This is a genomic window from Variovorax sp. 10N432 (assembly GCF_056394465.1).
This window is the reverse complement of record NZ_JBFTHX010000022.1, coordinates 59,135-84,745: the sequence shown is the minus strand read 5'-3', so window position 1 is coordinate 84,745 and position 25,611 is coordinate 59,135. Positions and strand designations below refer to the sequence as shown.

Below are 25,611 nucleotides of genomic sequence, written 5' to 3'. Positions count from 1 at the left end.
GTCTCCCGGGTTCACGAACGAGACGCGCAGGATAGCGTCCCCGGGTGTGGCGGCTTCAGGCAGCGATCGGCGGCAGATGGACCCGGGCCACCAGGCCGCTGCGGTCGCTCCGGTTGGCCAGCACGATGCGCATCCCGTTGCGCAGCGCCGCCGCCTGCGCGATCGCCAGCCCCAGCCCGCTGCCGCCGGCCGGGGCGCCGGCGACCCGGTAGAAGCGATCGAAGACGCGCTCGAGCTGCTCGCCAGGGATGCCGGGGCCGTCGTCCACCACGTCGACCACCGGCTGGCCGTCGACCGCGTGCAGCCGGACGTCGACCACGCCGCCCTCGGCCGCATAGCGCACCGCGTTGTCGATCAGGTTGTCGAACACGCTGCGCAGATCGGCCGCCGGCGCACTGACCCACGGCGTGACGAGGCCTTCGAAGCCGACATCGACCCGGCGCTGGTCGGCCAGCACCATCAACTGGCCGACGCTGTCGCGCAACAGCAGCGCGAGGTCCACCGGGCCGCGGGCACCGGGCGCAGGCGCGTCCTGGCGCGACAGGCGCAGCAGCTGCTCGATCAGGTGCTGGGCGCGCCGGACGCCGCCCTCGAGCTGGGCGAAGCGCTCGGCGGCGTCGCCGTGCGGCACATCGGCGCGCAGGTTCTCGATCTGCAGGCCGATCGCCGCCATCGGCGTGCGCAGCTCGTGCGCCGCGTCCTGCATGAAGTGGCGCTGGGCCGACAGCGCGCTGCGCAGCCGGCCCAGCAGGCTGTTGAAGGCCGCCACCAGCGGCGCGATCTCCTCCGGCACCCGGGCCACCGGCACGCCGTCGGGGCTGGCCTCGTCCTGCGCCGCCAGGTCGCGGGCGACGATGCGCAGCGATCGCGAGGCGGCCGAGACGATGGCCCACAGCAGGCCGAGCGTGATCGGCAGCAGCAACAGGATCGGCAGGCTTTCGAGCAGTGCCCGGCGCACGATCCGCTGGCGCCGGAAGCCGTCGTTCTGCACCACTTGCACCCGCGGCGCGCCGTCGGGCGGCTCGGCGGCCAGCGTGTAGACGCGCCATTCGCCGGTGTCGCCGGGGCCGAGGCGGACGTTGCCGAAACCCGGCTCCGGCTGCAGCGGCAGCGCCAGGCCGCGCCACGAGGTGGCCTGCAAGGTGGCGCCGTCGGCGCTCCAGACCTGGACCACGAAGGCGCCGCGCTGGACGACGTCGTCGCGGCTCACCGGCTGCAGGGTGGGCAGCCGGCGGTGGGTCGCATGCGACTCGGCCACCAGCCGCATCTGGTCGTCCATGAAGTTGTTCACCAGCCGGCCGTAGGCCACGTAGGAGAGCCACACGGTGGCCGCGATCGCCAGCAGGTGCAGCGCCACCAGCCAGGCCAGCAGCCGGGCGCGCAGCGAGCGCGGGCGCCAGCCCCAGCCGGCGTTCACGCCGGTGCGACCCGCCAGCCGAGCCCGCGCACGTTGCGGATCGCCTCGGCACCCAGCTTGCGCCGCATGCCGTGGATCAGCACGTCGATCGCGTTGCTCGTGACCTCGTCGCCCCAGCCATAGATGCGGTCCTCGAGCTGCTCGCGCGACAGGATGGCGCCGGGCCGCTCCAGCAGCGCATGCAGCAGCGCGAATTCGCGCGCGGTGAGCGCCTCCCGCACGCCGTTGACGAGCACGTCGCGGGTCGTGAGGTCGAGTTGCAGCGCCGCGGTGCCGATGACCGAATGCGCGGCGCCGTCGCGGCGCCGCACCACGGCGCGCATCCGTGCCAGCAGTTCGCGCAGGGCGAAGGGCTTCAGCAGGTAGTCGTCGGCGCCCAGGTCGAGCGTCTGGATCCGGTCGTCGAGCCCGTCGCGGGCGGTCAGCACCAGCACCGGCGTGGCGTCGCCGCGGGAGCGGGCGCGCCGCAGCACCTCGGTGCCGTCCTGCTTCGGCAGCCCGAGATCGAGCAGCACGCAGGTGTAGCCGCCATCGGCGAGCGCGCTGTGCGCCAGCAGGCCGTCGCGGACCCAGTCGACCGACCAGCCGGCGCGGTCGAGCGCATGCATCAGGCTCGCGCCGATCATTTCGTCGTCTTCGACCAGCAATGCGCGCACGGAATCTCCTTGGAACGGGTTCGACGGCGAGGCTACGCCCGGATTGTTAGCGCCGCATGAGCGGACGATGCGCCGATCGGTCAGCTGGCGTTCAGACCGCACGCGGACGATGGTTGTTCCCCATTTCACCGCCCGAGGAGGCGTCCGGATGACTTTTTCCCCCAAGACCTTGCTGGCCGCGGCAGGCCTGCTGGCCGCCCTCGGCGTCCAGGCCCAGCAACTGCCGGCCGGCGCGCCCGCCGGCACCACCGTGCAATGCAAGGATGGCAGCTTTGCGTCGCCCGACACCAAGTCGGGCGCCTGCCGCGGCCACAAGGGCATCCAGACCTGGTACGGCAAGGCCGATGCGAAACCTGCAGCGGCACCTGCGGTGGCAGCCGCACCGGCCGCCGCTGCCCCGGCCGCGGCAGCGGCGGCCGCCAAGCCGGCGGCGCGGCCCGATCCGTCGACGATGGCCGCCGCACCCGGCGGCGGCGCCGGCAAGGTCTGGGCCAACGACGAGACCAAGGTCTACCACTGCATGGGCGACCGCTACTACGGCAAGACCAAGAAGGGCGAGTACCTGAGCGAAGCCGAGGCCAAGGCCAAGGGGATGCACGCCTCGCACAACAAGGCCTGCGCGGGCTGAGGCTGCTTGCTCAGCGCAGCGCGAGCAGCGGCGGCAGTCGTTCGGCCAGCGTGTCGATGACCACGCGGGTCTTCTGCGGCAGCGCGCGCGCCTGCGGCCACACGGCGTTCAGTTCGTAGCCGTAGGGCTGCGCTTCCTCGAAGACCCGCACCAGGGCGCCGCTGGCGAGAGCGTCGGCCGCCAGCCAGGTCGGCAGCCGCGCCAGCCCGGCGCCGTCGATGGCGGCCATGGCGCTGACCTCCAGGCTGTCGCAGCTGAAGCTGGAGCGCGCCGGCACCTCGAACTCGGCGACGCGACCCAGCCGGTCGTGGAAGCGCCAGGGATGCGGCCAGCCCTCGCGCGCGTAGCCGACGAAGCTGTGCGCCGCCGCGCTGGCCGCGAGCTCCTCGAAACCCGAGGGGCGGCCACGTTCGGCGAGATAGCCCGGCGCCGCATAAATCCCGATCCACTGCCGGCCCAGCGGCCGCGCCGAGAGCATCGCGCTGTCGCCCAGCGGACCGCTGCGGATCGCCAGGTCGATGCCTTCCTCGACCAGGTCGACGCGGCGGTCGCTGAACGACAGGTCGAAGGCCAGCGCCGGATGCTTACGGCCGAGCGCCAGCAGCAGCGGCGCGACGCAGGCCCGGCCGATCAGCGCCGGCATGGTGATGCGCACCCGCCCGGTCGGCGTCCGCCGGCCGGCCTCCACCGCCGCGTCGGCCGCGTCCAGTTCGGCCAGTGCCCGATGGCAGCGCTCGTAGTAGGCCTGGCCGTCCTCGGTGAGGCTCTGGCTGCGCGTGGTGCGGTGGAACAGCCGCGTGCCAAGGCGCGCCTCGAGCCGCGCGACGCTCTTGCCCACCGCCGAGCGGCTCAGGTGCAGCCGCTCGGCAGCGAGCGCGAAATTGCCGGCCTCGACCGCCGCCACGAAAGCCTCGATGCCGTTCAGACGTTCGCTCATTGGTTCCTTCACATCTTCATTCAATCGAAAATTTATCGCCACTGCGGAATTGTAAGAACCAATAGCATCGACTTGCTCTCCACAACTCCATTGCAAGCACTCCATGACAGACACCACCCTGCGCCGCTGGCACATCACCGACTTCGGCCGGCAGCATCTGCGCTTCTCGGAAGGCGCCATTCCCGAGCCCGGACCCGGCCAGGTCCTGGTCCGCGTCGAAGCGGTCTCGCTCAACTACCGCGACCTGATGCTGCTCGACAACGACTACGGCTGGACGCCGCCGCTGCCTTTCACGCCGGCCTCGGACATGGCGGGCACGGTGCTCGCCGTCGGCGCCGGCGTCACGGCATGGCAAGGCGGCGAGCGGGTGATCAGCACCTTCGTCGGCGGCTGGCTGGACGGCGCCGCGCCGGAACACGCCATCGCGATGGGCGGCCCCGGCCCGGGCATGCTGGCCTCGCACGTGGTGCTGGACGCCCAGTGGGTCGTCGCCGCGCCGCGCACGCTCGATGCGGCCCAGGCCGCCACCCTGCCCTGCGCCGCGCTCACCGCCTGGTTCTCGCTGGTCGAGACCGGCGCGCTGCAGGCCGGCCAGACCGTGCTGATCCATGGCACCGGAGGCGTGGCGCTGTTCGGGCTGCAGTTCGCACGCCTGCACGGCGCCCGGGCCATCGTGGTGTCGGGCAGCGCGGACAAACGCCAGCAGGCGCTCGCGCTGGGCGCCGCCCATGCCCTCGCGCGGGACGGCGACTGGCCCGCCGAAGTGCGCCGGCTGACCGACGGGCGCGGTGCCGATCACGTGCTGGAACTCGTGGGCGGCGCCAACCTCGGCCGCTCGCTGGAGGCGGTGGCGCAAGGCGGCCGCGTCAGCGTCATCGGCGTGCTGGAAGGCGGCGCGATGAGCGGCTCGGCCTTCGACGCGATCCGCCGCCGGGCCGTGATCCAGGGCATCAGCGTGGGCCATGCGCGCGCGCTCGAACGGATGGTGCGTGCGGTCGACCTGAACCGCCTCGAACCCGTGATTGCGGCCACCTACGGCATCGAGGATGTGCCGGCCGCCTTCGCGCACCTGGCACAGGGCGCCTTCGGCAAGGTCGTCGTGCGTTTCTGACCCGTGCGCCGGCCGCTCAGAACCGTTCGTCCGTCCCCAGGTAGCGCCACTGGCCGACCGGCAGGTTGCCCAGCACCACCCGGCCGATGCGAATGCGCTTGAGCCCCACGACCTTGAGCCCGACCAGCTCGCACATGCGGCGGATCTGGCGCTTCTTGCCCTCGGTCAGCACGAAGCGCAGCTGCTCGGGGTTCTGCCAGTCGACCTTGGCCGGCTTCAGCGGCTGGCCGTCCAGGCTCAGGCCGTGGCGCAGCTTCGCGAGCAGTTCGCGCGGAAAGGCGGCCTGCGAGTTTTGCGCCACCGGGCCGTAGGCCACCCGCACCAGGTATTCCTTTTCGATGCCGGAATCCTCGCCGATCAGCTGCCGTGCCACGCGGCCGTCCTGCGTCAGCACCAGCAGGCCGACCGAATCGATGTCGAGCCGGCCGGCCGGCGCCAGGCCGCGCAGCTGCGGCGGCGAAAAGCGGTTGCGGCTCGGATCCTCGCGCCAGTGGGTGCGCGGATTGATCAGCACCACCGCGGGCTCGTGGCCGTCCTCGGCCTGCCCGCTGACGTAGCCCATCGGCTTGTGCAGCAGGATCGTCACCTGCTGCTGCTGCTGGTTCTGCGCCTTGCGGTCGACCTCGATGCGGTCGGAGGGCAGCACCTTGACACCCATCTCGGCCACCTGGCCGTTGACCTTGACCCAACCCTGCGCGATCCAGTCGTCGGCCTCGCGGCGCGAGCACAAGCCCAGCTCGGCCATGCGCTTGTTGAGGCGGGAGGGGGCGGGGATCTCGGACATCGCGCCCATTGTCCGCGATCCGCGGCGTGCGTTTTTCACGCAAGCGCCGACTGTTGCAACCGCGTGGACCGCCGCGTGATTTCGTTGCTTTGCGGGCGTGCGGGGCATGCGTACAACCGGTCCATGGGCTGAACAAGGAACTGCACATGGACATCCATGCGATCTCGCTGATCGTCGACGAACCGATCGCCGGTCACTTCTACTGGGTGCTGCAGAAGCAGGAAGGCAGCGACTGCCGCCCGATCGACGCCGCTTCCGGGCCGATGCCGACCTACGGCGCGGCGATGATGGCCGGCATCGAGGCACTGCAGCGGCGCACCGAGGCGCACGGCGACGCCGGGCCGCCCACGATGCATTGACGCGGGCGACCGCAGTCGCGATCCGAGATCTCGGCCATCGCCAATCGCGAGCGCTGCGGCCGCCGGGTTGGGGCACACTCCCGGCGCATGGCGCCGCATCTTCGCGGCGCCCAACGACGAGACACCCCATGATCCGAAAGCTGCTCACCCTCGCCGCCCTGGCGCTGGCGTTCACCGCCGCGCAGGCCCAGCCCTATCCCGCCAAGCCGATCCGCATGATCGTGCCGTTCCCGCCCGGCGGCGGCACCGACATCCTGTCGCGGCTGGTCGCCAACAAGCTGACCGAGGTCAGCAAGTGGACCGTGGTGCCCGACAACCGCGCCGGTGCCGGCGGCACCATCGGCATCGCCGAGGCGGTGCGGGCGGCGCCCACGGGCTACGACATGGTGATGGGCCAGAAGGACAACATGGTCGTCGCGCCCTGGCTCTACAAGAACCTGAGCTACGACCCGACCAAGGACCTGGTGGCGGTGGCGCATGTCGCCTACACACCGGTGGTGATCGTCACCCGCAGCGATTCCAAGTTCAAGACGCTGGCCGATGTCGTCGCGGCGGCGCGTGCGGCGCCCGACTCGATCACCTACGGCTCGCCCGGCAACGGCACCACCATCCACCTGGCCGGCGAGATCTTCAAGAGCGCCGCCAACATCAAGATGCGCCACGTGCCCTACAAGGGCTCGAACGCCGCGATGATGGACGTGCTGGCCGGCAACGTCGACCTCATGGTGTCGTCGCTGCCCTCGGCCATGAGCCAGATCCAGGGCGGCAAGCTGCGCCCCCTGGCCGTGACCTCGGCGCGCCGCAGCAGCTCGCTGCCAGACGTCCCCACGGTGGCCGAGCTGGGCTACAAGGGCTTCGACGTCAGCACCTGGTATGGCCTCTTCATGCCGGCCGGCACGCCCAAGGACGTGGTCGTGACGGTCAACGCCGAAGTCAACAAGCTGCTGGCCACGCCCGAGATGAAGGCCGCGATCATCGCCCAGGGCGCCGAGCCGCAGGCCATGACGCCGCAGGAACTCCAGACCCTGCTGAAGACCGACTACCAGAAGTGGAAGTCGATCGTCCACGACTCCGGCGCGACGATTGAGTAACCCCCCAGGTCGGGCTCACTGCGTGTAGCCCTCCCACCCCCCTGCTGGGGGCAACACCTGCGGCCTGGCGAAGCCAGTTCCGCGGTGTTCCACCAACGCGGCCGGGCTGCGCCGGCCGTGCCGGTCCACTCAGTCACGGATATCGGCGACGGGGTTGGCGCCGAAGTCCGGACGCGCCAGGTACTTCAGGATCTTGGCGGCGGCCGACGCCGGGCTGTCGAGCAGGCCGTCGGCCTTGAACTTCTCGAAGCGCACGCGGTCCGGGAACATGTCGGCTTCGGCGCCCCGCAGCGCCACCTGCATGTCGGTGTCGATGATGCCGGGGGCCAGCGAGACGATCCGCGCGCCGTTGGCGGCCGCCTTTTCTTCCAGCGCCACGGCGCGCGAGAAATGGTCCATGCCGGCCTTGGCGGCGCAGTAAGGCGCCTGGCTGCCCATCGCATTGCGCCCCAGGCCGGAGGAGATGTTGAGCACCTTGCGCTCGGCGCGCCAGCCCTTGGTGGCGCCGAGAAAGGCCGAGGCCAGCAGCATCGGCGCCTCGAGCCCGACCCGCAGCGCCTGCGCCAGTTCGCTCGCCACCGCTTCGGACAAGGGGCGCGGACGGCCGACCGTGCCGGCGTTGTTGATCAAGGTCGCGCTGCCGAAGGCGTCGGCGTCGAGCCCCTGCAGCCAGGCCGCGAGCCGAGCCGCGCCCGGCACCGGATCGGACAGGTCCAGCTGCCACTGCTCAAGCTCGGCACCGGCCTCGCGGGCACGGGCGGCGAACTGCTCGTCGGCCTGGCGGGAGATGCACAGCAGGCGTTGGCCGGGTTGCAGCAACTGCTCGGCCATGGCGCGGCCCAGGCCGCGGGAAGCGCCGGTGATGATGGTGAGGCGGGAAGAGGTCATGGAGTTTTGGGGAGTTTTCGTGAGCTATGGCGCGCCGGCGCCGCTTGCGCGCAGGCCGAACCTTCCTATGGTATCGGCGGCTGACTAGAATCCGCCAGCTTTCACACCGTCCTGGCCATGCCCACCCACTACCAAGCAGCGAGCGAGCCCCTTCACTTCGCCCAGCGCTTCGGTCTGGCCTGCCGGCCGGAGGCATCGATCGTGCGGCCGGGCGAGCAAGGCCTGTTCGTGCGGCGACCCCGTGCCGACGACACGGCCCAGGATTCGCTGGCCCGCTTCCAGATCGCCCCCGGGCGCTGGGGCCTGATCCCGCTGTTCAGCAAGGACGGCCAGGACCTGCACACCCACGAGGCACGCGGCGAGACCGCCTTTGCCGAGCGCAACTTCTACCAGCCCTGGAAGCGCGGCCATCGCTGCGTGATCCTTGCCGATGCCGTGTTCCAGGACGCCGACATCGAGGGCCACACCGTGCGCGTCTCGCGCACCGACGGCCAGCCGCTCGCCCTGGCCGGCCTCTGGAACGGCTGGCGCTCGCCCGCCGGCGAATGCGTCGAGAGCTTCGCGCTGCTGACTTTCGGCACCCCGGGCCGGCCGGAGCAGCGCCGCACCGCGATCCTGCGCGACGCCTGGATCGACGACTGGCTGCATTGCCCGGTGGAGGAAACCGCGGCCTACCTGCGGCCCTATGCCGACGACAAGCTGGCGCGGCAGACGCTGCCGGCGGCGTCGGTACGCGCAGCCTAGCGTGGACGCGCCCTAGTCCGCCAGCCGCAGCGCCTCGATCAACCCGGCGATGTTGCCGACCCCGAGCTTCTCGTAGATCACCTGGATCTGGTTGCGCACGGTGGCCGGCGAGCGGGTCAGCGTCTGCGCGATCTCCTTGTGGGTGTCGCCCTTGGCGATCAGCTTGGCGATCGTGAACTCGCGCGCCGTCAGGCCGTCGGCGCGGCAGCGCGGCCGGGCCTTGAGGAACAGCAGCTGCTGCTCGACGCGGGCGTCGACCACCACCGCGCGGCCGCGAAAGCGCTCGCCGTCGCCCTGGAAGTGGCTCGCGAGCGCAGCCGGCAGCCGGCGCTCCTGCCAGTCGTCCCACTCCTCGCCGGCCAGCGCGGCGAAGCGCGCATCCGCGTGGTAGACCACGCCGCGCATGTCGGCGATGGCACTGCCGCGGGGCACCGCGTCCTGCTCGGCCGGACCGAGCCGCTCCAGGTGCATCTTGCGATTGATCGCCAGCGCCTCCATCACGTGCGGCGCCAGCAACGCCAGCAGGCCGGTCTCCTCGGGCGTGTAGCCGGCATCGCGCTCGGCGCGGTAGAGCAGGATCCAGTGGGCGAAGCGGGTCGCGGGATCGATCACGGTGGTGGCCAGCATGTTCTCGATCTCGAAGCGCCGCATCATGTCGCGGATCTCCTGCTGGCGCGGGTCGGAGAACCAGGTCTCGAGGTGGAAGCCGCGGGTCGCCCGGGGCTCGGCGAACATGCCCGCCACCGCCGTGTCCAGGTGCTTGACCGACTCGTAGGCCGGCAGCATCTCGGGCGACTTGTTGTGCAGGTGGACAGTGTGGATGTCGGGCCCGCCGGCCGACGGCGCGGCCGTGCCCCACAGCGACGAGTCGAACGGCAGCACCCCCTTGACCAGCCCGAGCGCGGCGTCCTGGAATTCGGTGATCGGCAGATCCTGGGCCATGCGGTAGAGCCGCAGGAGCAGTTGGCTGTAGCGTTGCAGTTCGTCGAGTGGGTCCATCGGGGATAGCGTTGTCGTGGCCGGGAAGTCGCGCCAGCATTCTGCATGCCCGAGCGCGGCTTGCCCCCGACACCGCTACGCAGCGCCCTTGCCCGCCGTCACGCTGGCGCGCAGCGCGGCCAGGTCGATCACGCGCAGGCCGCCGTACTCGACCCGGATCGCGCCCTGCGCCTGCAGCGCGCGCAGGGCCTCGTTGACCCGCTGGCGCGACAGCCCGATCAGGTAGGCCAGCTCTTGCTGCGTGATGCGCAGCAGCTCGCCGACTCCCGGGAACAGCACCGGGTTGAACAGCGCCGCCAGATTGCGCGCCACGCGCACGTCGGGATCGTTGAGCCGGTCGGTCTCGCGCGCCGCGATGAACTGCGCCAAGCGCTCGTTCAGCTGGTTCATCACGAAGCGGTTGAAGCCGATCGAGTGATCGAGCAGCCAATGGAAGTCGTCCGCCGGCAATCCCCCCACCACGCTGTGGCGCAAGGCCTGGACGTTATAGCGGTAGGGCTCGCGCTTGAGCACCGTGCCTTCGCCGAACCAGCCACCCGGCGGCAGTCCGCTGTAGGTCATCGACGTGCCGTCGGCGTTGTCGTTGCTCATCTTGAGCAGGCCGGCGACGACGCCGAACCAGTAGGTCGGCGGGCGGCCGATGCGGCAGACCAGGTCGCCCGGCTCGGCCTCGCCGACCACCACCGCGGCCTCGGCGCGGCGCCGTTCGGCGGGCGTCAGCGCGTCCAGCCACGGGATGCTGGCGAGCTCTTCGGCGCTGGCCGGCCGCACGCGGTCGCGGATCGTGGAGGTGCCAGGGTCGGTGCCGCGCATCGGGAAACTCCGGGGAGTGTTGTCCCTAGGATTGTCGTTCAAACGACAAGTTGGCGTCAAAGTTGGTCCTACAGTCCGCCCATCGTGCAGACCATCCCTCCTACCTTTCCTCGCCTGTTGCTGGGCCATGCGCAGCATCAGCCCGATGCCCCCGCGGTGCGCGAGAAGGATCTCGGCATCTGGCAGAGCTGGTCCTGGGCGGACGTCGCGCGCGAAGTGCGCGAGTTCGCCTGCGGACTGGCGAGCCTGGGCTTCAAGGCCGGCGACAACCTGGCGATCGTCGGCGCCAACCGGCCGCACCTCTACATGGCGGTGATCGCGGCGCAGAGCCTGCGCGGCGTGCCGGTGCCGCTCTACCAGGACGCGGTGGCGGCCGAGATGGTCTTCATGCTCGAGGACGCCGCGGTCGAATTCGTGGTCGCCGAGGACCAGGAGCAGGTCGACAAGCTGCTCGAATGCCGCGAGACGCGGCCTGCGATCCGCCACATCGTCTACGACGACCCGCGCGGACTGCGCCACTACGACCAGCCCGGCCTGCTCGGCTACGAGAAGCTGTGCGAACTCGGCCGCGCCTGGGACGCCGCCCATCCCGGATTCTTCGACCAGAGCGTCGCCGCCGGCGAAGCCTCCGACGTGGCCGTGATCCTCTACACCTCGGGCACCACCGGGCGCCCCAAGGGCGTCTGCCAGACGCACGCGAGCTTCATCGCGGCCGGCCGCGGCGGGGTCGAGACCGACCGGCTCGGCCCCGGCGACAACATCATGAGCTACCTGCCGATGGCCTGGGTCGGCGACCATCTGTTCTCGGTCGCGCAGTGGCTGGTCGGCGGCTTCACGCTCAACTGTCCCGAGTCGGCCGAGACCGTGATGAACGACATGCGCGAGATCGGCCCGAGCTACTACTTCGGCCCGCCGCGCACCTTCGAGGGCCTGCTCACCGCGGTGTCGATCCGGATGGAGGACGCGGCCGCGCCCAAGCGCTGGCTGTACGCGAAATTCATGGCGCTGGCGCGGCGCGTGGGCGCCGACATCCTCAACGGCGCACCGGTCGGTGCGATGGATCGCGCGCTCTATGCGCTCGGCGACCTGCTCATCTACGGCCCGCTGCGCAACGTGCTCGGCATGAGCCGCATCCGCGTGGCCTACACGGCGGGCGCGGCGATCGGGCCCGACCTGTTCCGCTTCTACCGCTCGATCGGCGTCAACCTCAAGCAGTTCTACGGCCAGACCGAGACCTGCGCCTATGTCTGCCTGCAGCAGGACGGCAAGGTCAAGCTGCAGACCGTGGGCAGCGCGGCGCCCGGCATCGAGCTCAAGATCGCCGACGACGGCGAGGTGCTGGTGCGCGGCGTGTCGGTGCTGCAGGGCTACTACAAGCGGCCCGACGCCACCGCCGAGGTGCTCGACGCCGACGGCTACTTCCACACCGGCGATGCCGGCGTGCTCGATGCCGAAGGCCACCTGCGCATCATCGACCGGGCCAAGGACGTCGGCCGCATGCAGGGCGGCGCGATGTTCGCGCCCAACTACATCGAGAACAAGCTCAAGTTCTTTCCCCAGATCAAGGAAGCCGTGTGCTTCGGCGACGGCCGCGACGAGGTCTGCGCCTTCGTCAACATCGATTTCGAGGCCGTCGGCAACTGGGCCGAACGGCGCGGCCTGGCCTATGGCGGCTATGTCGACCTGGCGGCCAAGCCCGAGGTGCTGGGGCTGGTGGCCGATTGCATCGCCCAGGTCAACGCCGACCTGGCAACCGAGGAAGGCATGGGCGACACCCAGATCGCGCGCTTCCTGGTGCTGCACAAGGAGCTCGACCCCGACGACGACGAACTCACGCGCACGCGCAAGGTGCGGCGCGGCTTCATCGCCGGCAAGTACGCGGTGCTGATCGAGGCGCTGTACGGCGGCAAGACCGAGCAGTTCATCGAGACCCAGGTCAAGTTCGAGGACGGCCGTACGGGTGTGGTCAGCGCGACACTGAAGATCGTCGATGCCAAGCGGTTTCCAGCGCTGAAAGCAGCCGCATGAGCGCCGCGCCGGGCCGCCCCAAGCAAGCTCGCGCCCCCTCGGGGGGCAGCGAGGACACGAAGTGCCGAGAGTGGGGGCTCCAATGAGCAGCAGGAAGACCGGCGACGTCATCCTGGACGTGCAGAACATCTCGCTCAGCTTCGGCGGCGTCAAGGCGCTGACCGACATCAGCTTCGATGTCCGCGAGCACGAGGTGCGCGCGATCATCGGCCCCAACGGTGCCGGCAAGAGCTCGATGCTCAACTGCATCAACGGCGTCTACCAGCCGCAGCAGGGCCAGATCACTTTCCGCGGCCAGCACTTCAGGCACATGAACTCGCGCCAGGTGGCCGAGATGGGCGTGGCGCGCACCTTCCAGAACCTGGCCTTGTTCAAGGGCATGAGCGTGCTCGACAACATCATGACCGGGCGCAACCTCAAGATGAAGAGCGGCATCCTCGCGCAGGCGCTGCGCTGGGGGCCGGCCGCGCGCGAGGAGATCGCGCAGCGCGAATTCGTCGAGCGCATCATCGACTTCCTCGAGATCCAGCTGCACCGCAAGACGCCCGTGGGCCGCCTGCCCTACGGCCTGCAGAAGCGGGTCGACCTCGGCCGGGCGCTGGCGATGGAGCCGCAGGTGCTCCTGCTCGACGAGCCGATGGCCGGCATGAACGTGGAAGAGAAGCAGGACATGAGCCGCTTCATCCTCGACGTCAACGACGAGTTCGGCACCACGATCGTGCTGATCGAGCATGACATGGGCGTGGTGATGGACATCTCGGACCGCGTGGTCGTGCTCGACTACGGCAAGAAGATCGGCGACGGCACGCCCGACGAGGTACGCAACAACGAGGACGTGATCCGGGCTTACCTGGGGACTGAACACTGATGGGCTTTTTCCTCGAAACCCTGTTCGGCGGCCTGATGGCCGGCATGCTCTACGCGCTGGTCGCGATCGGCTTCGTGCTGATCTTCAAGGCCTCGGGCGTCTTCAACTTCGCGCAGGGCGCGATGGTGCTGTTCGCGGCGCTCACCATGGCGCGCTTCGCCGAATGGATCCCGCGCTGGACCGGCCTCGACAGCATGCTGCTGGTCAACCTGCTGGCGGCTTGCGTCGCGGCCGCGGCGATGGTGGTCGTGGCCTGGCTGGTCGAGCGGCTGGTGCTGCGCCACCTGGTCAACCAGGAAGGCATCACGCTCCTGATGGCGACCTTGGGCATCAGCTACTTCCTCGACGGCGCCGGCCAGCTGCTGTTCGGCAGCAGCACCTACAAGATCGACGTCGGCATGCCGAAGGATCCGATGATCGTGCTCGAGAACGTGTTCCAGGGCGGCCTGCTGCTGAGCAAGGAAGACCTCTACGCCGCGGCGATGGCGGCCCTGCTGGTGGTCGCGCTGTCGCTGTTCTTCCAGAAGACCAAGACCGGCCGGGCGCTGCGCGCGGTGGCCGACGACCACCAGGCGGCGCAATCGATCGGCATTCCGCTGGCCCGCATCTGGGTCATCGTCTGGTCGGTCGGCGGCCTGGTCGCGCTGGTGGCCGGCGTCATCTGGGGCTCCAAGCTGGGCGTGCAGTACTCGATCTCGCTGGTGGCGCTCAAGGCCTTCCCGGTGGTGATCCTCGGCGGCCTGACCTCGGTGCCCGGTGCGATCCTCGGCGGCCTGATCATCGGCGTCGGCGAGAAGCTGTCGGAGATCTACCTCGGGCCGATGGTCGGCGGCGGCATCGAGAACTGGTTCGCCTACGTGCTGGCGCTCGCCTTCCTGCTGGTCCGCCCGCAGGGCTTGTTCGGCGACAAGATCATCGACCGCGTCTAGGGCCTCGACACACCATGTTCTACCGCGAAAACGGCCAGTTCAAGACCAGCTACCAGAGCGACCTGCAGATCTTCCCGATCGCGCAGGACCGCATCGCGCTCGGGCTGTTCGCGCTGGTGGCCTTCGTCGCCGTGCCGATGCTGGCCAGCGACTACCTCTTCCGCGCCGTGCTGGTGCCTTTCCTGATCCTGTCGCTGGCGGCCATCGGGCTCAACGTGCTGGTCGGCTACTGCGGCCAGATCTCGCTCGGCACCGGCGCCTTCATGGCGGTCGGCGCCTATGCGGCCTACAACCTGAACGCGCGCATCGAGGGCATGCCGCTGCTGCTGTCGCTGATCGGCGGCGGATTCTGCGCGATGGTCTTCGGCATCCTGTTCGGCATCCCGAGCCTGCGCATCCGCGGCCTCTACCTGGCGGTGGCGACGCTGGCGGCGCAGTTCTTCACCGACTGGTTCACCAACCGGGTGGCCTGGGTCACGAACGGCTCCTCGTCGGGCTCGGTCAGCGTCTCGGCGCTGCAGTTCTTCGGCCTTGCGCTCGACACCCCGGCGCGCAAGTACCTGCTGTGCCTGTCGCTGCTGGTGCTGCTGGGGCTGGCGGCCAAGAACCTGGTGCGCGGCGCGATCGGCCGCGAATGGATGGCGATGCGCGACATGGACGTGGCGGCCGCGGTGATCGGCATCCGGCCGGTCTACGCCAAGCTCAGCGCCTTCGCCGTCAGCTCCTTCATCGTCGGCGTCGCCGGCGCGCTGTGGGGCTTCGTGCACCTGGGGGCCTGGGAGCCGGCCGCCTTCGGCATCGACAAGTCCTTCCAGCTGCTGTTCATGGTGATCATCGGCGGCCTCGGCTCGATCGTCGGCGCGGTGTTCGGCGCCGCCTTCATCGTGCTGCTGCCGCTGTTCCTGAACCTCGTGCCGCACTGGCTCGGGCTGGCGATCTCGACCGGCACCGCGAGCTTCCTCGAACACATGATCTTCGGCGCGCTGATCGTGTTCTTCCTGATCGTCGAGCCGCACGGCCTCGCCGCCCTGTGGGCCACGGCCCGGCAGAAGCTGCGGCTGTGGCCCTTCCCTCACTGACCCGTCCATTCAACAACAGGAGACACAGCATGAAGTTCCAGTCCATCGCTCTCGCGGCGGCCATCGCAGCGGCCGGGCTTTCGTCCGCGATGCTGCCGGTGCCGGCCCGGGCGCAGGCCGCCGGCGAGCAGTTCATCCCGCTCTTGGTCTACCGCACCGGACAGTTCGCGCCGCTCGGCATCCCATGGGCCGACGGCAAGCAGGACTACCTCAAGCTGGTGAACGCGCGCGACGGCGGCGTCAACGGCGTCAAGCTCGCGTACGAGGAATGCGAGACCGCCTACGACGCCGCCAAGGGCGTCGAATGCTACGACCGCCTGAAGGCCAAGGGCACGGGCGCCTCGGGCTTCGACCCGCAGTCGACCGGCATCACCTTCGCGGTGACCGACAAGGCCTTCAACGACAAGGTCTCGATCGAGACCATGGGCTACGGCCTGTCGCAGTCGGTCGACGGCACGGTGTTCGAATGGAACTTCCCGCTGCTGGGCACCTACTGGACCGCCACCGACGTGATCCTGCAGGACATCGCCAAGAAGGAGAAGGGCAGCCTCAAGGGCAAGAAGATCGCGCTGGTCTACCACGACTCGCCCTATGGCAAGGAGCCGATCCTGCTGCTGCAGAAACTGGCGGCGCAGGACGGCTTCGAGCTGGCGCTGTTCCCGGTCACGCCGCCCGGCGTCGAGCAGAAGTCGACGTGGCTGCAGATCCGCCAGCAGAAGCCCGACTACGTGCTGTTCTGGAGTGCCGGCGTGATGACGCCGGCCGGCATCCGCGAGGCCCAGGCCAGCGGCTTCCCGCGCGAGAAGATGTACTCGGTCTGGTGGGCCGGCTCGGACCACGACGTGAAGGACATCGGCGCCGGCGCCAAGGGCTACAACACGGTCACGATCCACAACAGCGCCTCGCGCGACAAGGTGCACGACGACCTGAAGAAGTTCGTCTACGACAAGGGCCAGGGCACGGCCGCCAACGCCGACGAGATCGGCGTCATGGCGCACACCCGCGGCATGATGATCGCGATGCTGCAGGTCGAAGCCATCCGCGCCGCGCAGGAAAAGTACGGCAAGGGCAAGACGCTGACGCCCGAGCAGGTTCGCTGGGGCTACGAGAACCTCGACCTCTCGGCCGACAAGCTCAAGGCGCTGGGCTTCGGCGAGATCATGCGGCCGATCAAGACCTCGTGCAGCAACCACATGGGCACCGACTGGGCGCGCATCGCGCAGTGGGACGGAGCCAAGTGGCAGGTACAGCCCGACTGGTACCAGGCGCGCAAGGCCAACCTCGACCCGCTGGTCGCGGAGTACTCGGCCAAGTACGCGAAAGACAAGAACATCAAGCCGCGCACTTGCAGCTGAGCGGCCCGACGCAGCACGCCATGGTCAACGTATCCGCGCCCGCGCCGGCAGCCCCGCTGCTGGAGGTCAACGGCATCGAGGTCATCTACAACCACGTGATCCTGGTGCTGAAGGGCGTCTCGCTCACGGTGCCGGAGGGCGGCATCGTGGCGCTGCTGGGCGGCAACGGCGCCGGCAAGACGACCACGCTGCGCGCCGTGTCGAACCTGCTGGCGGGCGAGCGCGGCGCGGTGACCAAGGGCACGATCGAGCTGCGCGGCGAGCGCATCGAGGCACTGTCGCCCGCGGCCCTGGTGAAGCGCGGCCTGATCCAGGTGATGGAGGGCCGCCACTGCTTCGCCCACCTGTCGATCGAGGACAACCTGATGACCGGCGCCTACACCCGCACCGACGGCAAGGCCGCGATCGCGCAGACGCTCGAGAAGGTCTACGCCTACTTCCCGCGCCTGAAGACCCGGCGCGGCTCGCAGGCCGCCTACACCTCGGGCGGCGAGCAGCAGATGTGCGCCATCGGCCGGGCGCTGATGGCCAACCCCAACATGGTGCTGCTCGACGAGCCCTCGATGGGGCTGGCGCCGCAGATCGTCGACGAGGTGTTCGGCATCGTGCGCGACCTGAACGCGAAGGAAGGCGTGACCTTCCTGCTGGCGGAACAGAACACCAACATGGCGCTGCGCTATGCCGACTACGGCTACATCCTGGAAAACGGCCGCATCGTGATGGACGGCGAGGCGAAGAGCCTGCGCGAGAACGAGGACGTCAAGGAGTTCTACCTCGGCGTCGGCGGCGCCGACCGCAAGAGCTTCCGCGACGTGAAGAGCTACAAGCGCAGAAAGCGGTGGTTGGCATGACGGATTTCTACGATGCGCTCGAGGTCCGCGACCCGGCCGAGCGCGAGCGCGACCTGCTGGCGGCGCTGCCCAGGCAGGTCCTGCAGGCCCAGTCCGCGACCGCGGCCTTCGGCCACATCCTCGACGGCGTGAGGCCGGCCGAGATCACGAGCCGCGCGGCGCTGGCGAAGCTGCCCGTGACGCGCAAGTCCGAGCTGCTGGCGCTGCAGAAGGCGCGCCGCGCCAGCGACCCCTTCGGCGGCTTCTCGGCGCTGCGCTTCGGGTCCCGCATGCCGCGCGTGTTCGCCAGCCCCGGCACCATCTACGAGCCCGAGGGCGAGGCGAGCGACTACTGGCGCACGGCGCGGGCGCTGTTCGCGGCCGGCTTTCGCGGCGGCGAACTGGTGCACAACTGCTTCAGCTACCACATGACGCCAGCCGGATCGATCATGGACAGCGGCGCCCGCGCGCTCGGCTGCACCGTGTTCGCCGGCGGCACCGGCCAGACCGAGCAGCAAGTCGAGGCCATCGCCGAATTGCGGCCGACGGGCTACATCGGCACGCCGAGCTTCCTCCGGATCCTGATCGAGAAGGCGGCCGAGAAGAACATCGCGCTCGCCTCGCTGACCAAGGCGCTGGTGTCGGGCGAAGCCTTTCCGCCCAGCCTGCGCGACTGGATGGCCGAGCGCGGCGTGGCCGGCATGCAGTGCTACGCCACCGCCGACCTCGGGCTGATCGCCTACGAGACCCCGGCCCGCGAAGGCCTGGTGCTCGACGAGGGCGTGATCGTCGAGATCGTGCGCCCGGGCACCGGCGATCCGGTGCCCGAAGGCGAGGTCGGCGAGGTCGTCGTCACCACCTTCAATCCCGACTATCCGCTGGTCCGCTTCGGCACCGGCGACCTGTCGGCCGTGCTGCCCGGGCACTGTCCCACGGGCCGCACCAACACGCGCATCAGGGGCTGGCTCGGCCGCGCCGACCAGACCACCAAGGTGCGCGGCATGTTCGTGCATCCGAGCCAGGTGGCGGAGATCGCGCGGCGCTTTCCCGAGGTACAGCGGGCGCGGCTGGTGGTCGAGGGCGAGATGGCCGACGACCGCATGACGCTCCGGCTCGAATGCCCGGCGGCGCCCGAGGGCCTGGCCGAGCGCATCGCCGAGTCGATCCGCGACGTCACCAAGCTGCGCGGCGCGGTGGAGCTGGTGGCGCCCGGCAGCCTGCCCAACGATGGCAAGGTCATCGAGGATGCACGCAGCTATAAATAAGATGGAAGATGGCGGCCGCGAACAGGAGCTTTAGAGATGACCATCCAAGACCTCTACCAACAGAAGCTGCAGCCGGCCGCCGAGGCCGTGCGCCAGGTGCGCGACGGCGACCTGATCATCGTGCCGACCGGGGTCGGCGAGCCGCCCGCGCTGCTCACCGCGCTGTCGGTGCAGCGGCGCGATTTCAGGGACGTGAAGGTGTCGCAGATCCTGGCGATGCGCAAGTACGCCTACATCGACCCCGAGACCACGCAGCACGTGCGCCACGTCGCCCTGTTCTTCGGCGGTGCGACCCGCGCCGGCGGACAAGAGGGCTGGATCGACTTCATACCCAACTACTTCTCCGAGATCCCGGCGCAGATCGAGCGCGGCCAGATCCCGGCCGACGTGGTGTTCAGCATGGCCTCGCCGATGGACGCCCACGGCTACTTCGCGCTCAGCCTGGGGGCCGACTACACGATGGCGGCGGTGGCCCGGGCCCGCGCGGTGGTGCTCGAGGTGAACCCCAACGTGCCCTTCGCCAACGGCAACTGCCACGTGCATGTCTCGCAGGTCGCGGCCCTGGTCGAAAGCAGCGACCCGGTGCTCGAGGTCGGACTGCCGAAGATCGGCCCGGTGCAGCAGGCCATCGGCAAGCATGTCGCCGAGCTGATCGAGGACGGCTCGACCTTGCAGATCGGCTACGGCGGCATTCCCGACGCGGTCGTGATGCAGCTCACGGACAAGCGCGACCTGGGCATCCACACCGAGATGCTCGGCGACGGCATCCTGACCTTGATCGAGGCCGGCGTGGTCACCAACCGGCGCAAGAACTACCTGCCCGGCAAGACGATCGCGACCTTCGCGCTCGGCTCGAGCAAGCTGTACCGCTTCATGGACCGCAATCCGGCGGTCGAGATCCACCCCGTCAACTTCACCAACGACCCGGCGCTGGCGGGCCTGAATGACAACCTGGTCGCCATCAACGCCACCCTGCAGATCGACCTGCTGGGCCAGTGCGGCTCGGAGAGCCTGGGCCATGCGCCGTTCTCGGGCACCGGCGGCCAGTCCGACTTCGTGCGCGCCGCCAACCGCTCGCGCGGCGGCAAGGCCTTCATCGTGCTGCCCTCCACCGCCAAGGGCGACACGATCTCGCGCATCGTGCCCTCGCTGTCGCCGGGCACGCATGTCAGCACCAGCAAGAACGACATCAACTACGTGGTCACCGAACACGGCGTGGCCCAGCTGCGCGGCAAGTCGGCCAAGCAACGGGCACAGGAACTGATCGCGATCGCGCACCCGGATTTCCGCGCCGATCTGACCGAGCAGGCGAAGCGCGCGAAGCTGCTCTGAAAAAAGCAGCGCGCCGGATTCCGATCAGCCCTGGGCGGTCCGCCGGTCGCGCGCATCGAGCCCGCGCTCCCAGGCGCGCAGGCCCCGGTTCCAGGCCCGCAGGCGCTCGTCCGGCGCCGTGGCGCCGTGGCCTGACGACGATGCGATGAGCTGGTCGAGCAGGATCTCCTGGTCGGCGCTGAGCTGCTCCGGAAACACCGGCTGCACCGTGACCACCTGGTCGCCGCGCGCACCGCCGCGCCCCGTCGGATAGCCCTCGCCCTGCAGGCGATAGCTCAGCCGGTCGCGGCGCAAGGCCAGGGACCGCAGGCCCGCGAGGGTGGGCAGCTGGACCGTCCGGTTGGCGATCCAGGCGAAGCCGTCGACCGGCATCTCGCAGCGCAGCGTGCCGTCCTCGTCGAGTTCGAAGAAGGGGTGGGCCAGCAGCTCGACGCGAAGCTCCAGGTCGGCCGGCGGCGGATTGGCACGCGCGCGCCGGCCGTCGACGTGCAGCAGGTCGCCGTGACGCACCCCGGGCGGGATGCGGACCTTGACCTGGTAGGCACGTGACTGGGTCCCGGCGCCCTCGCAGTCCGGACAGCTTCGCTGGGCGATGCCGCCGCCGTGGCAGGCGACGCACTCGCTCATGCCGCCGGGCCAGCCGAAGAAGGAGCGCTTCGCCACCGCGCCCGAGCCGCCGCACTGGGCGCAGTTGCCACCGAGCACCTGGTGGCCAGCCCCGTCGCAGGTGGCGCAGGCGTGCGTCATCTTGCCGCGCAGCGACTTGATGCTGCCGGCCGCCGCCTCCTCGAGCGTGAGCTTGACCTTGCGATGGATCGGCCGGCGCCGGGGTTCGGCGGCGTCTTCAGCAGCGGCAGCGGCCGGAGCGGGCTCGGCGTCGTCGGACGGCGCAGGCGCCGGGCTTGCGGGGAATCCGGCATTGCGGATTTGCTCGAAGGCCTGGTTGATCCGCTGCATCCTGGCGACGGCGTCGGCGCTGGTGTTGCGGTCGGGGTGCCACTGCGAGGCCAGGCGGCGCCAGGCGGCCTTGACCTCGCGCTCGGTGGCGTCGGAGCCCAGTCCCAGTTCGGCGAAAGCGTTGTCGGTGCCCATCGGCGCGAATTATCCACGAGCATGCGCGTGGACGGGCATGCTCCTTGCGGCAGCCAGAGCGAAAGAACCAATCCCATTCCAGCCGATGCCCCATTCCTTCTTCCAGCCGCCCCGGGCTTCGCGCCATGCCCTGCGCAATGTGCGCGCCCCCCGCTGCCTGGTGCAGCCCGCTCTGGCGGGCGACACCGACGACGACCTGGTCGCCATCGACCTGCTCATCGACGACGGCCGCATCGCCGCCATCGACCTGGCCGGCCGCATGCCCGCCGAGTGGGGCCCCGACCTCGACGCCTCGATGGTGCTGCCGGGCCTGGTCGACTGCCACACGCACCTCGACAAGGGCCATATCTGGCCGCGCCAGGCCAACCCGACCGGCGACGGCGCGGGTGCCTCGGCGGCCACGATGCGCGACCGGCAGGCGAACTGGAACGCCGAGGACGTGCGGCGGCGGATGGAGTTCGGCCTCGCCACGGCCTATGCCAAGGGCGTGGTGGCGATCAGCACGCACCTCGACTCGCTCGCGCCGCAGGCGTCGATCTCGTTTCCGGTGCTGCGCGAGGTGCGCGAGCGCTGGGCCGGGCGCATCGACCTCCAGGTGTCGTCGATCGCGCCGCTCGACATCTTCCTCACCGACGAGGGCCGCCGGCTGGCCGACATCGTGGCCGAGAGCGGCGGCAAGCTGGGCTGCGTGACCCGATCGGCGGCCTTCCCGAGCGAAACGATGCCGCCCGACCTCGACGAGGCGCTGGTGCGCGTGTTCACGCTGGCCGGCGAGCGCGGGCTCGACCTCGACCTGCACGTCGACGAATCGACCGACCCGCGCGCACGGGCGCTGATCCGGGTCGCCCGCCATGCCGTGGCCCAGGGCTTCAAGGGCCGCATCCTGTGCGGCCACGTCACCTCGCTGGCCCTGCAGACCGACGAATTCATCGAGGAGACCATCGCCGCCTGCCGCGACGCCGGCATCGACATCGTGAGCCTGCCGACCGTCAACATGTACCTGCAGGACCGCAGCCCCGTGGCGCGCACGCCGCGCTGGCGCGGCGTGACCGTGCTCCACGAGATGAAGGCGCGCGGGCTACGCGTGGCGGTGGCCGGCGACAACTGCCGCGATCCGTTCCATGCCTACGGCGACCACGACATGCTCGACACCTTCACCCAGGCGGTGAAGATCCTGCACCTGGACCATCCGCTCGGCGACTGGATCCGCGCCGCGACCGAGACGCCGGCGGCCATCATGGGCATCGACCGCGGCGTGCTGAGGGCCGGCGCGCCCGCCGACCTGCTGGTGCTCAAGGCCCGCAACTATTCGGAGATGCTCTCGCGCACGCAGTTCGACCGCACCGTGCTGCGCGCCGGGCAGGCGATCGACACCACGCTGCCGGACTACCGGCTGCTGGATGACCTCATGAGAGCCTATCCAGCAATGTAGTGCTGGAGTTGCTCGATGATGAAGGTCTGCTCGGACATGATGCCCTTGACCAGGTCGCCAATGGAGATCAGGCCGACCAGCTTGCCATCCTGCATCACCGGCAGGTGGCGGATCCGGCTCTGGGTCATCAGCGCCATGCAGTCCTCGGTGGTCTGGTCCGGCCGCACGTAGATCACGGCTGGCGTCATGACGTCGCGCAGCGGCGTGTCCTTCGACGATCGTGCCAGCAGCACGACCTTGCGCGCGTAGTCGCGCTCGGTGATCATGCCGACGATCTTCTCGCCCTCCATCACGAGCAGCGCGCCGACGTTCTTCTCCGCCATCAGCGCGAGCGCTTCGTACACCGTTGCCGAAGGCCCGATCGAATACACGACCGAATCGCCCTTCGCCTTGAGGATTTCTGCCACAGTTTTCATGCGTTCTATTCTGCGCGGCGCGTGGGCCCTCCACAAGCGCAAGCCATCGGCGGCGACGAAGGGTTTCGGCGCCGTGCGAGTGCCGCTGCTGCGCCGCCGTGGTGCGCGACGCGCGCCGCTGTGTCGACGTCGCGAGCTTTTCCGGCTTCGGGACCGGCGATTTGCACACTTTCGTGTCAATCAACGCGCCAGGTCGTTTTGGTGCGGCCGAAGACTGGATTTGTCGCCCCTGTAACCGATCGACACAACAACACGAGCATTCGCTCGCAGCTTCAGCTTCGCGCAGACGCGCCGCCGATGCCGTCCACCAGCAGCGGCAGCAGTTCCTCGGCCTTGCCGCGCAGCACCGCGGTCGCCGAATGGTCGAGCGCCAGCGGCTCGGCATTGAGGGTGATGAGCTGCCCGCCGTTGGCGAGCGCCAGCTGGGGCAGGTCCGCGGCGGGATAGACGACCGCCGTGCTGCCGACCAGCACGAAGACGTCCGACTCCTCGGCCGCCACCTGGGCGTCGAGCAGCACGCCCTTGTTGAGCATCTCGCCGAACATCACGACGTCCGGGCGCGCCCGCCGGCCGCATCGGATGCAGCGCTGGAACAGCCAGGGCCCGCGCCGGTTGCCGCAGTGGTCGCAGCGCCAGCGCTGCAGGGCGCCGTGGAGTTCGAGCACGTCGACGGCGCCGGCGCGGGTCAGCAGGCCGTCGACGTTCTGCGTCACCAGCCGTGTCGCCGGACGCAGCCGCTGCAGCCGGGCAAGCGCTAGATGGGCCGGGTTGGGCGCGGCCGCCTCGACCACGCGCAGGCGCTCGGCCCAGAATTTGGTGAACCCGGCCGGGTCGCGCGCCAGGTCCTCGGCGTGCGAGAAGCGCAGCGCGGCCTGGTTCATCCACAGGCCGTCGGCATCGCGGTAGGTCGGAATGCCCGACGCCCTGGACAACCCCGCCCCGGAAAAGACCACGATGCGCCGGGCCGCACGCAGCAACTCGACGGCGAGCTCGACAGCGATGCCCTCGCTCATCCGGCCAGGATTCCGTTCACTGGCCGAGCCCCGCCAGGCAGACATACTTGATCTCCAGGAACTCGTCGAGGCCGTATCTGGAACCCTCGCGCCCCAGGCCCGACTGCTTGACGCCGCCGAACGGTGCCTCGGCGGTCGAGATCAGGCCGGTGTTGACGCCGACGATGCCGCATTCGAGCGCCTCGGCGACGCGCATGACGCGGCCGATGTCGCGGCTGTAGAAGTACGAGGCCAGTCCGAACTCGGTGGCGTTGGCCTGCGCGATCGCCTCGTCCTCGGTGTCGAAGGCGAAGATCGGCGCCAGCGGCCCGAAGGTTTCCTCGCGCGCCACCAGCATGTCGGCCGTGGCGCCGCCGATCACGGTCGGCTCGTAGAAGCGCCCGCCCAGCGCGTGGCGCTTGCCGCCGGCCAGCACCCGGCCGCCCTTGGCCAGCGCGTCGGCGACATGCTCCTCGATCTTCGCCACCGCCTTGTCGTCGATCAGCGGCCCCTGCGTGACGCCCGGCTCGGTGCCCTCGCCGACCTTGAGCGCATTCACCTTCGCGACCAGCTTCTGCGTGAAGGCCTCGAGCACGCCGCGTTGGACGTAGATGCGGTTGGCGCAGACGCAGGTCTGGCCGGTGTTGCGGTACTTGGAGACCATCGCGCCCTCGACCGCGGCATCGATGTCGGCGTCGTCGAAGACGATGAAGGGCGCGTTGCCGCCGAGTTCGAGCGACAGCTTCTTGATGGTGTCGGCCGACTGCTTCATCAGCGTGCGGCCGACCTCGGTCGAGCCGGTGAAGGTGAGCTTGCGCACGATCGGGCTGCGCGTCATCTCGCCGCCGATCTTCGAGGCCGAGCCGGTCAGCACCGACAGCAGCCCCTTGGGCAGGCCCGCGCGATCGGCCAGTTCGGCGAAGGCCAGCGCCGAGAACGGCGTCTGGCTCGCCGGCTTGACCACCATCGCGCAGCCTGCCGCCAGCGCCGGGCCGGCCTTGCGGGTCAGCATGGCGGTCGGGAAGTTCCAGGGCGTGATCGCCGCCGTGACCCCGATCGGCTGCTTGAGCGCCAGGATGCGGCGGTCGGACTGCGGCGCCGGGATCGTGTCGCCGTAGACCCGGCGCGCCTCCTCGGCGAACCACTCGATGAACGACGCCGCATAGGCGATCTCGCCCTTGCTCTCCGCCAGCGGCTTGCCCTGCTCGGTGGTCATGATGAGCGCCAGGTCGTCCTGGTTGGCGAGCATCAGGTCGTTGAGCTTGCGCAGGATGGCCGAGCGCTCCTTGGCCGGCCGCCTGGCCCAGGCGCGCTGGGCGACTTCGGCGGCCGCGATGGCGCGCTCGGTCTCGGCGCTGCCGCACAGGGGCACGCTGCCGATCGGCTGGCCGCTGGCCGGATTGACGACCGGGAGGGTCTCGCGGTCGTCCGCATCGGCCCATTCGCCGGCAATGAAGGCCTGCTGGCGCAGCAGGCTCGGGTCCTTGAGTTTCAGCATGCTCATCACTCCACGGGTCTCGAAATACAGGAAGGCACGATACCCGCGACAGTGTCCCCGCGCCGCCC

At 69.8% G+C, this 25,611-nt stretch carries 25 protein-coding genes; 14 read left to right on the top strand and 11 right to left on the bottom strand.

The features are described from left to right. Positions 1 to 55 precede the first annotated feature (55 nt). Both AC1DF3_RS23650 and AC1DF3_RS23645 read right to left on the bottom strand, forming a co-directional pair. Positions 56 to 1,417 (bottom strand): sensor histidine kinase, encoded by a 1,362-nt coding sequence (locus tag AC1DF3_RS23650; protein ID WP_478141013.1) that lies wholly within the window; start codon positions 1,415 to 1,417, stop codon positions 56 to 58. Then, a complete protein-coding gene (locus tag AC1DF3_RS23645) occupies positions 1,414 to 2,073 on the bottom strand; it encodes a response regulator (protein ID WP_478141012.1) in 660 nt (219 codons plus the stop codon). Before AC1DF3_RS23645 ends, AC1DF3_RS23650 begins: the two co-directional genes overlap by 4 nt. Before the next feature lie 148 nt (positions 2,074 to 2,221). Between AC1DF3_RS23645 and AC1DF3_RS23640 the strand changes: the two genes are divergently transcribed. Next, positions 2,222 to 2,701 carry a DUF3761 domain-containing protein gene (locus tag AC1DF3_RS23640; RefSeq protein ID WP_286534285.1) on the top strand — a complete coding sequence of 160 codons (480 nt, stop codon included), beginning with the start codon at positions 2,222 to 2,224 and terminating at the stop codon, positions 2,699 to 2,701. Positions 2,702 to 2,711: 10 nt separating this feature from the next. On the opposite strand, the gene AC1DF3_RS23635 is transcribed toward AC1DF3_RS23640, so the two are convergent. Further along, positions 2,712 to 3,638 (bottom strand): LysR family transcriptional regulator, encoded by a 927-nt coding sequence (locus AC1DF3_RS23635; protein WP_478141011.1) that lies wholly within the window; start codon positions 3,636 to 3,638, stop codon positions 2,712 to 2,714. Between the two features lie 103 nt (positions 3,639 to 3,741). Between AC1DF3_RS23635 and AC1DF3_RS23630 the strand changes: the two genes are divergently transcribed. Then, on the top strand, positions 3,742 to 4,749 hold the full coding sequence (locus tag AC1DF3_RS23630) for a zinc-dependent alcohol dehydrogenase family protein (RefSeq protein WP_478141010.1): 1,008 nt from the start codon (positions 3,742 to 3,744) through the stop codon (positions 4,747 to 4,749). A gap of 16 nt (positions 4,750 to 4,765) precedes the next feature. Here AC1DF3_RS23630 and AC1DF3_RS23625 read toward each other — a convergent pair whose 3' ends face one another. Continuing rightward, entirely contained in the window at positions 4,766 to 5,533 is a 768-nt protein-coding gene (locus tag AC1DF3_RS23625; RefSeq protein ID WP_286534289.1) for a pseudouridine synthase, read from the bottom strand. A gap of 146 nt (positions 5,534 to 5,679) precedes the next feature. On the opposite strand from AC1DF3_RS23625, the gene AC1DF3_RS23620 reads away from it, so the two are divergent. Then, on the top strand, positions 5,680 to 5,892 hold the full coding sequence (locus AC1DF3_RS23620) for a hypothetical protein (protein WP_286534292.1): 213 nt from the start codon (positions 5,680 to 5,682) through the stop codon (positions 5,890 to 5,892). 128 nt (positions 5,893 to 6,020) lie between these two features. Beyond that, entirely contained in the window at positions 6,021 to 6,983 is a 963-nt protein-coding gene (locus tag AC1DF3_RS23615) for a Bug family tripartite tricarboxylate transporter substrate binding protein (RefSeq protein ID WP_478141009.1), read from the top strand. Positions 6,984 to 7,112: 129 nt separating this feature from the next. On the opposite strand, the gene AC1DF3_RS23610 is transcribed toward AC1DF3_RS23615, so the two are convergent. Continuing rightward, positions 7,113 to 7,871, bottom strand: a complete 759-nt coding sequence (locus tag AC1DF3_RS23610; protein ID WP_478141008.1) for an SDR family NAD(P)-dependent oxidoreductase — start codon at positions 7,869 to 7,871, stop codon at positions 7,113 to 7,115. A 117-nt stretch (positions 7,872 to 7,988) separates the two neighbouring features. On the opposite strand from AC1DF3_RS23610, the gene AC1DF3_RS23605 reads away from it, so the two are divergent. Beyond that, entirely contained in the window at positions 7,989 to 8,615 is a 627-nt protein-coding gene (locus AC1DF3_RS23605) for an SOS response-associated peptidase family protein (protein WP_286534296.1), read from the top strand. 12 nt (positions 8,616 to 8,627) lie between these two features. On the opposite strand, the gene AC1DF3_RS23600 is transcribed toward AC1DF3_RS23605, so the two are convergent. Together AC1DF3_RS23600 and AC1DF3_RS23595 are read right to left on the bottom strand one after the other, a co-directional pair. Then, positions 8,628 to 9,614 (bottom strand): helix-turn-helix transcriptional regulator, encoded by a 987-nt coding sequence (locus AC1DF3_RS23600; RefSeq protein WP_286534297.1) that lies wholly within the window; start codon positions 9,612 to 9,614, stop codon positions 8,628 to 8,630. A gap of 75 nt (positions 9,615 to 9,689) precedes the next feature. After that, the gene (locus tag AC1DF3_RS23595) at positions 9,690 to 10,427 is read right to left on the bottom strand and encodes a Crp/Fnr family transcriptional regulator (protein ID WP_286534298.1); all 738 of its coding nucleotides are present in this window, start codon (positions 10,425 to 10,427) and stop codon (positions 9,690 to 9,692) included. A gap of 93 nt (positions 10,428 to 10,520) precedes the next feature. Here AC1DF3_RS23595 and AC1DF3_RS23590 point away from each other — a divergent pair, with 93 nt between their 5' ends. From AC1DF3_RS23590 to AC1DF3_RS23555, 8 genes are all read left to right on the top strand, one after another. Beyond that, positions 10,521 to 12,455 carry an AMP-dependent synthetase/ligase gene (locus AC1DF3_RS23590; protein WP_478141038.1) on the top strand — a complete coding sequence of 645 codons (1,935 nt, stop codon included), beginning with the start codon at positions 10,521 to 10,523 and terminating at the stop codon, positions 12,453 to 12,455. 82 nt (positions 12,456 to 12,537) lie between these two features. Continuing rightward, the gene (locus AC1DF3_RS23585) at positions 12,538 to 13,323 is read left to right on the top strand and encodes an ABC transporter ATP-binding protein (RefSeq protein ID WP_286522027.1); all 786 of its coding nucleotides are present in this window, start codon (positions 12,538 to 12,540) and stop codon (positions 13,321 to 13,323) included. Then, complete coding sequence (locus tag AC1DF3_RS23580) at positions 13,323 to 14,252, top strand: branched-chain amino acid ABC transporter permease (RefSeq protein ID WP_286534300.1); 930 nt, start codon at positions 13,323 to 13,325, stop codon at positions 14,250 to 14,252. The genes AC1DF3_RS23585 and AC1DF3_RS23580 overlap by 1 nt, the downstream gene beginning before the upstream one ends. A 14-nt stretch (positions 14,253 to 14,266) precedes the next feature. Then, positions 14,267 to 15,331, top strand: a complete 1,065-nt coding sequence (locus AC1DF3_RS23575) for a branched-chain amino acid ABC transporter permease (protein WP_478141007.1) — start codon at positions 14,267 to 14,269, stop codon at positions 15,329 to 15,331. A 29-nt stretch (positions 15,332 to 15,360) separates the two neighbouring features. Next, positions 15,361 to 16,686 carry an ABC transporter substrate-binding protein gene (locus AC1DF3_RS23570; RefSeq protein ID WP_478141006.1) on the top strand — a complete coding sequence of 442 codons (1,326 nt, stop codon included), beginning with the start codon at positions 15,361 to 15,363 and terminating at the stop codon, positions 16,684 to 16,686. 20 nt (positions 16,687 to 16,706) lie between these two features. Beyond that, entirely contained in the window at positions 16,707 to 17,537 is an 831-nt protein-coding gene (locus AC1DF3_RS23565) for an ABC transporter ATP-binding protein (protein WP_286534303.1), read from the top strand. After that, positions 17,534 to 18,781: a phenylacetate--CoA ligase family protein gene (locus tag AC1DF3_RS23560; protein ID WP_478141005.1), complete on the top strand. Its 1,248-nt coding sequence runs from the start codon at positions 17,534 to 17,536 to the stop codon at positions 18,779 to 18,781. Before AC1DF3_RS23565 ends, AC1DF3_RS23560 begins: the two co-directional genes overlap by 4 nt. Positions 18,782 to 18,817: 36 nt before the next feature. Further along, on the top strand, positions 18,818 to 20,113 hold the full coding sequence (locus tag AC1DF3_RS23555; protein WP_478141004.1) for an acetyl-CoA hydrolase/transferase family protein: 1,296 nt from the start codon (positions 18,818 to 18,820) through the stop codon (positions 20,111 to 20,113). Positions 20,114 to 20,137: 24 nt separating this feature from the next. Here AC1DF3_RS23555 and AC1DF3_RS23550 read toward each other — a convergent pair whose 3' ends face one another. Then, positions 20,138 to 21,205, bottom strand: a complete 1,068-nt coding sequence (locus tag AC1DF3_RS23550; protein WP_478141003.1) for a DnaJ C-terminal domain-containing protein — start codon at positions 21,203 to 21,205, stop codon at positions 20,138 to 20,140. A gap of 85 nt (positions 21,206 to 21,290) precedes the next feature. Here AC1DF3_RS23550 and AC1DF3_RS23545 point away from each other — a divergent pair, with 85 nt between their 5' ends. Further along, positions 21,291 to 22,637 carry a cytosine deaminase gene (locus tag AC1DF3_RS23545; protein ID WP_286534307.1) on the top strand — a complete coding sequence of 449 codons (1,347 nt, stop codon included), beginning with the start codon at positions 21,291 to 21,293 and terminating at the stop codon, positions 22,635 to 22,637. Here AC1DF3_RS23545 and AC1DF3_RS23540 read toward each other — a convergent pair. From AC1DF3_RS23540 to AC1DF3_RS23530, 3 genes are all read right to left on the bottom strand, one after another. Then, on the bottom strand, positions 22,622 to 23,053 hold the full coding sequence (locus tag AC1DF3_RS23540) for a CBS domain-containing protein (RefSeq protein ID WP_286534308.1): 432 nt from the start codon (positions 23,051 to 23,053) through the stop codon (positions 22,622 to 22,624). The two genes, AC1DF3_RS23545 and AC1DF3_RS23540, sit on opposite strands and share 16 nt — an antisense overlap. Positions 23,054 to 23,325: 272 nt before the next feature. Further along, the gene (locus tag AC1DF3_RS23535) at positions 23,326 to 24,066 is read right to left on the bottom strand and encodes an SIR2 family NAD-dependent protein deacylase (protein ID WP_286534309.1); all 741 of its coding nucleotides are present in this window, start codon (positions 24,064 to 24,066) and stop codon (positions 23,326 to 23,328) included. Positions 24,067 to 24,082: 16 nt separating this feature from the next. Further along, entirely contained in the window at positions 24,083 to 25,543 is a 1,461-nt protein-coding gene (locus AC1DF3_RS23530; RefSeq protein WP_478141002.1) for an NAD-dependent succinate-semialdehyde dehydrogenase, read from the bottom strand. Between the last annotated feature and the right edge of the window lie 68 nt (positions 25,544 to 25,611).